The 9,568-nt window shown below is 43.0% G+C and carries 3 protein-coding genes; all 3 read left to right on the forward strand.

What is annotated here, in order from left to right; genetic code table 11:
• The first annotated feature begins 334 nt into the window (after positions 1 to 334).
• The 3 genes from BUC01_RS17990 to BUC01_RS18000 all read left to right on the forward strand — a co-directional run bounded on the left by BUC01_RS17990 (position 335) and on the right by BUC01_RS18000 (position 9,361).
• Positions 335 to 4,639: a hybrid sensor histidine kinase/response regulator transcription factor gene (locus tag BUC01_RS17990; RefSeq protein ID WP_073314406.1), complete on the forward strand. Its 4,305-nt coding sequence runs from the start codon at positions 335 to 337 to the stop codon at positions 4,637 to 4,639.
• A gap of 116 nt (positions 4,640 to 4,755) precedes the next feature.
• Positions 4,756 to 6,267, forward strand: a complete 1,512-nt coding sequence (locus BUC01_RS17995; RefSeq protein ID WP_073314412.1) for a pectinesterase family protein — start codon at positions 4,756 to 4,758, stop codon at positions 6,265 to 6,267.
• Positions 6,268 to 6,337: 70 nt separating this feature from the next.
• Entirely contained in the window at positions 6,338 to 9,361 is a 3,024-nt protein-coding gene (locus tag BUC01_RS18000; protein WP_025835703.1) for a glycoside hydrolase family 2 protein, read from the forward strand.
• Positions 9,362 to 9,568 lie beyond the last annotated feature (207 nt).

The following is a 9,568-nucleotide window of genomic DNA, read 5'->3' on the forward strand; positions in this document are numbered from 1 at the left end:
TGCCGAAGAGAATGCCATCAGACAACACAGCAAAATAACGGCAGCATGTGCCTTTCTGAAAATAAAAATCTGCTTCATAATCCCTGTTTTTATTTTGTTAGATAATTCTTTCATGTACTTAATCAGACAGAATGTTTTTCATTCAAGTTCCATCGTAAAGCAAAATAAGGCATTTCATAAAACATCGAATTATAATATTCAGCTTTTCCTTTATAAATTCTGAACATAGAGTATTCTTTTTATAATTTCAGGTTTAATCATTGCAATAAATCATCAGTTTATTGGTATCTGATATCTTTTCCCGATATTTGTATGACAGAAAAGTACAGATACTATGTTAAAGCAGGTCATCACCATACTACTCTATTTATTCACCCCTATGTTGTTCGGACAAAGTCTGATCAATATGAAGCACTATTCAGTGCAAGACGGATTGTCTCAAAAAAGCGTCCATAATTTTATCCAGGATGATAATGGCTATATATGGATGTCTACCTGGAACGGATTGGAACGTTTCGACGGTTACTCATTCTATAATTATAAAACCTACCCGGAAAGTCCTATCCGCATAAGCAATCATCGCTTTACCAAAATCAAAAAAAGTTCATTGAATAACATCTGGTGCCTGACTTATGATAAACGCTGTTACTTATTCAATACCCGGACATATGAATACCAGGACCCTTTCCTTTTCAACAAAAGCCTCACCAATTCAGTTAACAAATTGTATGTATTGGGAAATGGGATTACCTGGGCCGTCGGTATACAGAATGAGTTGTACCGCATAGATGAAAATAAGTTTCCGGCGACGGAGTCCGTCGAGTTATATTCCGGAAGAAATGAAAGAGACACGATCTATGGCATTACCCAAGATAAGGAGGGGGATGAATGGATTCTGACTAACAAAGGCGCTCTTATTGTAGGTCAGAAAAGCATATCTAATCAAATGCCTTTCGAATTTATGGTGGAAGTTCCCGGTGGAATTTACCTGGCCACTTCCAAGGGCTTCTTCACCCGGTATGATACTCAAAGCCAGGATGTATTGCCATGTGTTCCCGAACAACCGATATCAGAGATCACAGGATTAAAAAGTTTAGCGGATAATAAAATTGTAATTCTACAGAATAGGAGCATTATACTTTACGATCCGGCAAATGAAAAATTCACAGTCCATGAAATGCCCATAGAAATAGATTCAGAGGTATTTGAAGACAAAAAAGGGAATCTATGGCTACTGGGTGCCAACGATGGAGTAATCCTATTAGATAAGGAGAATGAAACCACCACTTTATTGGATTATCCCAGATACTCGGAAGTCCCTTTCTATAAACCTTGTACTTTTGTGCATGAAGACGAATATGGTTGTATCTGGCTCAAACCCACAGGAGGTGAGTTATGCTTTTACAATCCGGTAAACCGTTGCTTAGAGCAGGCATCCACTTATGAAATGGGAATGCGGAAGCCTGTTTCATTCCAGGCCTTCAGTTATATTATCGACCGTCATCAGAATCTGTGGTATACCAAAGGAGATGGGTTTGGATACCTATCATTCCACCGGAAGAAATTCGAATATAGATTCGACAGCCATAAAGAAGCACGTGCTTTGATGGAAGATCATCAGAAGCGTTTGTGGGTGGGATGGAAACGTAATCACAAAAAGCAATCGAGCAACGTATGCCTCTACAATCCGTCGGGACAATGGATTGGAAATCTTTCAAGGGAGGGCAAAATAGTACCTGATTCTACCGTTACCTTCAATATAGATGTATATTGCATCTACGAAGATAAAGAACACAACATCTGGTTGGGAACCAAAGACAACGGGCTTTATCTATTGCGTCACGAAAGAGACAACAGTTACCGGATTACCCATCATCTATCGGATAAAAACAATCCGTATAGTATATCCTCCAATTCCATCTATTCCATTTTACAAGACTCAACAGGACGTATATGGATAGGAACTTTTGGAGGAGGCCTCAACCTGGTAGAGCATTTACTGGAAAGTGCCGGTCCGCGTTTCATTCACTCCGGAAATATTCTCAATAACTACCCGATTCATGTATGTGAGAAAGTACGTTGCCTGTACGAGGCGGATAATGGAGTTATCCTGATTGGAACCACAGGAGGGCTGCTCTCTTGCGCCTCTGATTTTACAAGACCGGAAGCCATCCGCTTTTACCATAACGTTTGTGAGGAACGTTATTCCAGTTTGAGCAACAATGACGTACTGAATATTATCCAAACCCATAATGGCAAATTATTGGTCATAACGCTGAGCGGAGGAATTAATCTGTTGGATGACAGTAGCAGACTATCCGAAAAGCTGGCTTTCAAACATTATAACGCGACGAATGGGCAAGTCCCCGATTTATCCCTTTCAGCAATCGAAGATTCCGAAGGCAATCTATGGATTGCTTCTGAGAATAAATTATCAAAACTGGATGCCGATATGAATCTGCTGGAAGAGTACAACGATCAGATACAAATGGCTGAGACAAAGCCCGTTTTATGTTCTTCCGGGAAGTTAATATTCGGTTCGGAATTCGGTGCATTATGTGTTACTCCCAAAGACTTGTATAAGAGTGATTTTGTACCTCCCATCGTATTCTCGCATTTGGATATTTATCTAAATAACACATCCCGCCGGCAAGAAGTGTTCAATAGTAAAGAAATACAATCCTTAAAGGCAGACGAACGGAACTTCACCATTACATTCGCCGCTCTGGATTACGTAAACTCTCCGGCCATAAAATATGCATACCGCATTCAGGGATTGAATGACCAGTGGATTGAATTGGGAAACAGTCATTCAGCCAGTCTGGTAAATATACCGGCAGGCGATTATCTGTTTCAGGTAAAATCGACTAACGGGGATGGAGTATGGGTAGATAACGTAACTTCTTTACCCATACATATCGAACCCACCTTTTTCGAAACAATCTGGGCGATATTGCTCTACATTGTCATAGGTATTGCTGTACTGCTCATCGTAATATATATCGTAATCCGCATCACTAATTTACAGCGCAGAGTAGATTTCGAACAACAGCTTTCCAATCTGAAGCTACGTTTTTTCACTGATATTTCTCACGAGCTTCGCACTCCACTTACACTGATAGCCAGTCCGATAGATGAAGTCATCAGTAATGAGAAACTATCCGACGCAGGTGTGGAGAACATGCAGGTTGCCAAAAGAAATACAGACAGGATGCTACGGCTAATCAATCAGATACTGGATTTTCGTAAGATACAGAATGATAAGATGAAAGTGATGGTAGAACAGTTGGATGTGATTCCTTTGATAATGAAAATCTATGAGAATTTCACTTCCATGGCCCACAAACGACATATAGAATTCCAGTTACACTGCAATCTCAATTCTTTCGTGATGTACACAGATGTGGATAAACTGGAGAAGATTCTCTTTAATCTGTTATCCAATGCATTCAAATATACATCCAACGAGAAAAGGATAATCTTATCCGTAACCGGCGAAAAAGATCATCTGTACTTACAGGTAAAAGATGAAGGACGTGGTATCAATGCCCAAAAGATCAATCAACTGTTCACTCGTTTTGAAACTTTAGACGAGGCTGATCCGAACCTCTCGACAGGCATCGGACTGTCTCTGGTGAAAGAATTGCTGAACCTGCTGCATGGCACCATAAAAGTAGACAGTAAATTAGGCGAAGGCAGTACCTTTTCCGTCAGGTTGCCAGGAAACTATGAGACCTTCAGTGCAGACAGCAATGTAGAATTCATCCTGAATGACAGTGAGAATTCTGAATTGCAGAGAGAGAATGACGGAAACCTCATGGAAGATGAAGATAAAGAAACCCAGATTCTGATTATTGAAGATAATGAAGAACTACGTCATTTTATATGCAATGTGCTAAGCAAAGATTATGTGGTTTTTGAAGCGGAAAATGGGAAGCAAGGATTAGATAAAGCCCTGGCTGAAATGCCGGATATCGTCATCAGTGATATTATGATGCCCGAAATGAATGGAATAGAGTTCCTGAAAAGAGTAAAAGCAAACAGCAATATCTGTCATATCCCCGTTATTCTATTATCAGCCAAGTCTTCATTAAGCGATCAGATTCAGGGATTGGAGTATGGTGCGGACGAATATATTACCAAACCTTTCAGTTCCACCTATCTGAAAGCGAAAGTAGACTCCCTGCTCAAGCAGCGGCAAATGCTATATGATTATTACACCTCTAAAATAAAGAGAGAAAAAATAACGAATCTAACAGACCAGATAGAATCTGTCACTCCCCAGGTGACTCATTTTGATGATGACTTTATCCGGAACATACTTCAGAGTGTAGAAGAAAACATTCATAATCTTGACTTCAAGATAGACGACCTGGCTGAAGCTATGGGAATGAGCCGTACTGTATTTTATCGGAAGATGAAATCCCTAATGGGAGTTTCACCTGTGGACTTCATGAAAAGTATGCGCATAAAACGGGCCGTTCAGTTATTGGAACAAAATCAATATACAGTTTCCGAAGTGGGATATATGAGTGGATTTGCAACCCCCCAGTATTTCAGCAAAGTGTTTAAAGAGACCATGAATTGTACTCCCAAAGAATATAAGTTGAAAAAACATGCTGATGAACTGAAATTGTAACGAATCGCACAGATATTATAAAACGGAGTTGGGAGGATGGCCTATATTTGCACTCTATATAATTTTCCAAAGAACTACTAAATTAGGAGATAACAATGATGAAACCTTTGTTTGTTATGCTGGCTGTACTGCCTTTTCTGTCGGCCTGCAACCAACCTGTATCACCAAACGCCGAACTGTTTCCGGCTGCCGGTGCAAAAAATGTAAATCCGGATACCCATCTGGTACTGACTTTCGCGGACACCCCCATAGTAGGTGACTCCGGAATGATACGCATTTATGATGCGATGTCACACCAGATAGTGGACAGCCTGGATCTGAGTATTCCTCCCGGACCTACCGAAAGTCGTACGTATGGACCGGAATGTGATTACACCAAGATACCTTACGACTATACACGCACCCACATGCCTACCAACAGAGATACCCGCCCTGGCACCCCTTCAGGTACGGCAGAGCCTACCCCACCCGATTACCAGTTGAACATCATCGGTGGATTTACAGATGCGTTTCATTTCCATCCCATCATCGTGCGCGATTCGACGGCAACCATCTATCTGCACAACAATATGCTCGACTATAACCATAGTTATTATGTCACCGTAGACGAAGGTGTTCTGACTTTACCCGACCACAGTTTCCACGGTATCAGTAAAGAGCATAACTGGAGTTTCAAAACTAAAGACTCCGCTCCCACTTCTACAGACACACTGATTGTAGATGCAACCGGACAAGGTGATTTCAACACCGTGCAAGGAGCACTCGACTTTATTCCCGATTTCAGTCAGAAACAAACCGTAATTCTGATACAAGCCGGCGACTACGAAGAACTGGTATATGCCCGGAACAAAACAAATGTAAAGATTAAAGGTGCAGGAATGGAGCGGACCCGGGTACACTATGCCAATAACGAAGTTTTCAATCCTCATCCCCTGACAGTGAAAACCAACGAATGGCCGGGCACATTCCCGTCCAGAAGAGCCGCTTTCATGCTGGATAATTGCAGCGACATCCAGCTGGAAGACCTGACCATAGCTACCGATCTGCATGGACAAGCTGAAGGTCTGCTGCTGAACGGTGAACGTATTGCCCTCTACAGTGTACACATCATCGGTTCCGGAGATGCATTGCAAGCAAACGGAACAATCTATATGGAGTCGTGTGAGCTGGACGGAGGTGGTGACACCATCCTGGGACGTGGCAGTCTGTTTGCCTACCGCAGTAACTTCCGCAACAACGGAGGCCCATTCTCCTGGGTAAGAAACACAGCGGGAAATCATGGTGATATCTTTGTAGAATGTACTTTTGCCGCCCCCGACGGGAAGAAGGCCGACTACGGACGCACCAAGAGTAATCACGGAACCGCTTACCCGGACGCAGAGTTTGTGGTAATCAACTGTAAGGTGAAAAACATTATCCCACAAGGGTGGAGTGCTATTGGTGAGAAAAGTTCCCGGATGTATGAGTTCAACACTTGCGATATGGAAACAGGCAAACCGGTGGATGTATCACAACGCCATGCTTATTCACGCCAACTGGATGCGCAAAAAGACGCAGCCCTCATTGCGGATTATATGAATCCGGCGTTTGTATTGAAAGGATGGAAGCCTTTCAGTTATTTGAAATAGCGAGCGCATCGCGCAATAGTAAGGCAGAAGCCTTCTCTAAAAGACGAATCACTTATACCTATTATATAATATGAACCGAAAATCCCTGCTATTCATCGCGGGAGCAGCCCTGAACATTTTCATCGGCTCCTCTCAGGAAAGAGTAAACCTCGACTTGTCCTCCCAACCGTGGAACATCACCTTAGACCGTGCAGCTGCCTGGCAGAATGATGAGTTATATCTTCCACCGGTAGATATCAAAGCATTGCCTGCAAACACTCCGACAGGGGGCTGGCAATTACTGAAACATCCCGATAAAACAGGTATCAATCTGCCTGCCACAGTAGAAGAGCACCTGTGGGGATGGAACGGACAGACATTCGGAGTGACAGGAAACTATACGGGAGTTTCCTGGTTTGAAACAGAAGTAGACATTCCTGCCGAATGGAAAGACAGGCGGATTGCAATGAATATCGGCTCCGTAAGGTTCCGTGCTGAAATATTTGTCAACCATCAACTGGCAGGATATGATTTAGTGAACAGTACTCCTTTCTCCATCGACATCACTCCTTTTATAGAACCGGGCAAGAAGAATGTAATCACTTTCCGGATTACAGATCCTAACGGGAACTTCAATTGGAAAGACTCACAGGTTTATACCTGGGGAGTATATCGCACCAATCCCTCACACGGCTTCGGTGGCATTACGGGAAAAGTGGAACTGGAAGCTACCGGAAAGCTTTATGTGAAAGATGTATTTATCAAAAACCAACCGGAACCGCATACCATTGAAGTAGAAGTCAGGGCAGCCAATGAAACCGGAGCTTCTGTTACAAACAAGGAACTATGTCTGGAAATCAAGGAACATCCCAACGGACAGACCGTATATCGCAAGAATATCCGCCTGGAATCGCTGAAAGAAGGTGAGAACCTGCAAACTTATCAAATCAAAGTGTCCAATGCGCACTTATGGAGTGTGGACTCGCCCCGTCTCTATGACCTGAAAATTTCTCTGAACGACGATGCAGTAACTGAGCGTTTCGGTTTCCGTTGGTTCGAAATAAAAGATATAAAAGGAGACCGGCAATTCTTCCTGAACGGCAAACGAATCGTATTACGGACAGCTATCTCGTGGGGATTCTGGCCTTATAATGGTATCACTCCTTCCGATGAACTGGCCAAACGGCAAATTACGATTGCCAAAGAACTGGGATTGAACATGCTGAACTTTCACCGGAATATCGGGCAAACCAACATTCTGGACTATGCTGATGAATTGGGATTGCTCTATTTTGAAGAACCCGGAGGTAATCAGTACCCCATCAAAAACTTCAATGATAACGACAAACAGAGTAATTTCTATTTTGCCTACCGCAACGAGAAACTGGCACGCATGGTGAAGCGGGACCGTAACCATCCGTCACTCATCATCTACAATCTGCATAATGAACGTGGCGCTTATCCCCAGACTCAAGATTATGACCAGATGCGCATGGCACATGCTTTGGACCCTACCCGCATCCTGACTTATAATTCAAGCAACGGAGAAAATCCGGCAGAGGAACACAACACGCGTTTCAAACTGCATCTGATGCCTTATGACACTACCTTCTACGACTATGGATGGTATGACCGGCATCATGCAGGCGGTCCCGGATGCTATCATGACAACTTATATCTGGGTAAAGATAACTATCACCGTTTCTCCGATCATAAGAAAGAAATTGTTTACTGGGGTGAAGACGGGGCAATCGGTACTCCTCCACGCCTGCAACTCATCCGCGAAGATATCCTGAAAAGCGGCAAGATGAATAGTTGGGAAGCGGACGATTATCTGCAATGGTATGACGCCTACGACCGTTTTCTGAAAGAGAAAGGGTTCGACAAAGCTTTCCCCACAGTGGATGACCTGACGCGTTCCATGGGAAATGTTTCTTTCTATTATCAGGGAAGAATCATAGAGAATATCCGGATCAGTAATACAGTAGATGCGTATGCCGTAAATGGTTGGGAAAGTATGAAACTTGAGAATCATTCGGGCATCGTCGACAATTACCGTTTCCCGAAAGGAGATCCGGAAGTCATGGTCCGCTACAATGCTCCTCTTTATCTGGCTGTCAAAATGAACCGCAAGGTAGTGAGTACAGGAGATACAACGTTGGTGGACACTTACATTGTGAACGAAAAGAATCTGAAAGGTTCTTATATACTGAATCTGGTAGCCAAAGATGAAGGTGGAAACGTAGTGGCCAGTCATAAGGAACGGGTGACAGTGAAAGGTGGAAATGACTACGGTCAATGCCTGCAAAGCGGTTGGGCATTTATACCGAAGAGTAAAGGTTATACCCGTATAGAGGCTTCTTTACTGAAAGGCAAAACAGAGTTGGTAAAGGGAGATGATCTGTTGTTTGCGGTTGAACTGGATACGAAAGGCATCACAACACAGGGCAGTGTAGCCGATACGACGGGAGCTCTGGTAAACTTCTTACGTGGTGTCGGCATGGAGGTTCCGGTTTACAAAGGTGGCACCCCCGAAGGAGATTATCTGCTGGTCGGCGCTTATGAACCTACGCAATGGGGCAGTGGCATGAGCGACATCATGGAATGGGTATATAAAGGACATACTCTGATTATTGTAGACAATCCGGAACGTTGGGCAGAATTCCTGGCAGATAAAGAGGTACTGGACTATCGTGGTTCGAAGATTCTGGGTAAATCATGGTATGGAGGTAATTTCTTCAACCGGGAGCATCCTATCTTTATGAACCTGCCGGCAAATAGTGCTTTCAACTGGGAATATCAATGCTTTGCCACGTACAACCGGCGTCGTATCGGTTTGCGGTGTTTCAATGGTGAGACACTTGTAGGCTGTGTTTCCGACCATAAGAAAGAGGTATATTCAGCCTTACAGGTGATACCGGCAGGAAGTGGAAAAGTAATTATCACTACGCTGGATATCCCTGCCTGTATCAAAGGAATCAAGGAGTATACCGCACCTGTCGATTTGGATGGTATGAATGAATCTATGAATACATTCAATACGAAAAGTGAAAACCGGGCTAATGTGGTAGGACAACAGTTGCTACTGAATCTATTGAAGGAAGTTTATAGATAAGAGTATTCAGAAGACAAGAAGCTAAATAGGGATATTCCTAAAATAATAAAATTTAAGGCAACTAATTCATTGCGAGTTAGTTGCCTTTTTTGTATCTTTAAGCATTCCCCCTAAAAAACGGTTTGACGGCCAAAACGGGGGTAATCTAAACTAAAAACACATGGTAAAGATACAAAAAATCTCAGAAATCGAACCTCGTTTAGGTTT

Source organism: Bacteroides stercorirosoris (assembly GCF_900142015.1).
In the GTDB taxonomy this organism is placed as follows: Bacteria; Bacteroidota; Bacteroidia; order Bacteroidales; family Bacteroidaceae; genus Bacteroides; species Bacteroides stercorirosoris.

What these genes read in the sequence shown, in the direction of transcription:
- BUC01_RS17990 (WP_073314406.1), top strand. Translation starts at nt 335, where the DNA reads ATGTTAAAGCAGGTCATCACCATACTACTCTATTTATTCACCCCTATG.
- BUC01_RS17995 (WP_073314412.1), top strand. Translation starts at nt 4,756, where the DNA reads ATGCTGGCTGTACTGCCTTTTCTGTCGGCCTGCAACCAACCTGTATCA.
- BUC01_RS18000 (WP_025835703.1), top strand. Translation starts at nt 6,338, where the DNA reads ATGAACCGAAAATCCCTGCTATTCATCGCGGGAGCAGCCCTGAACATT.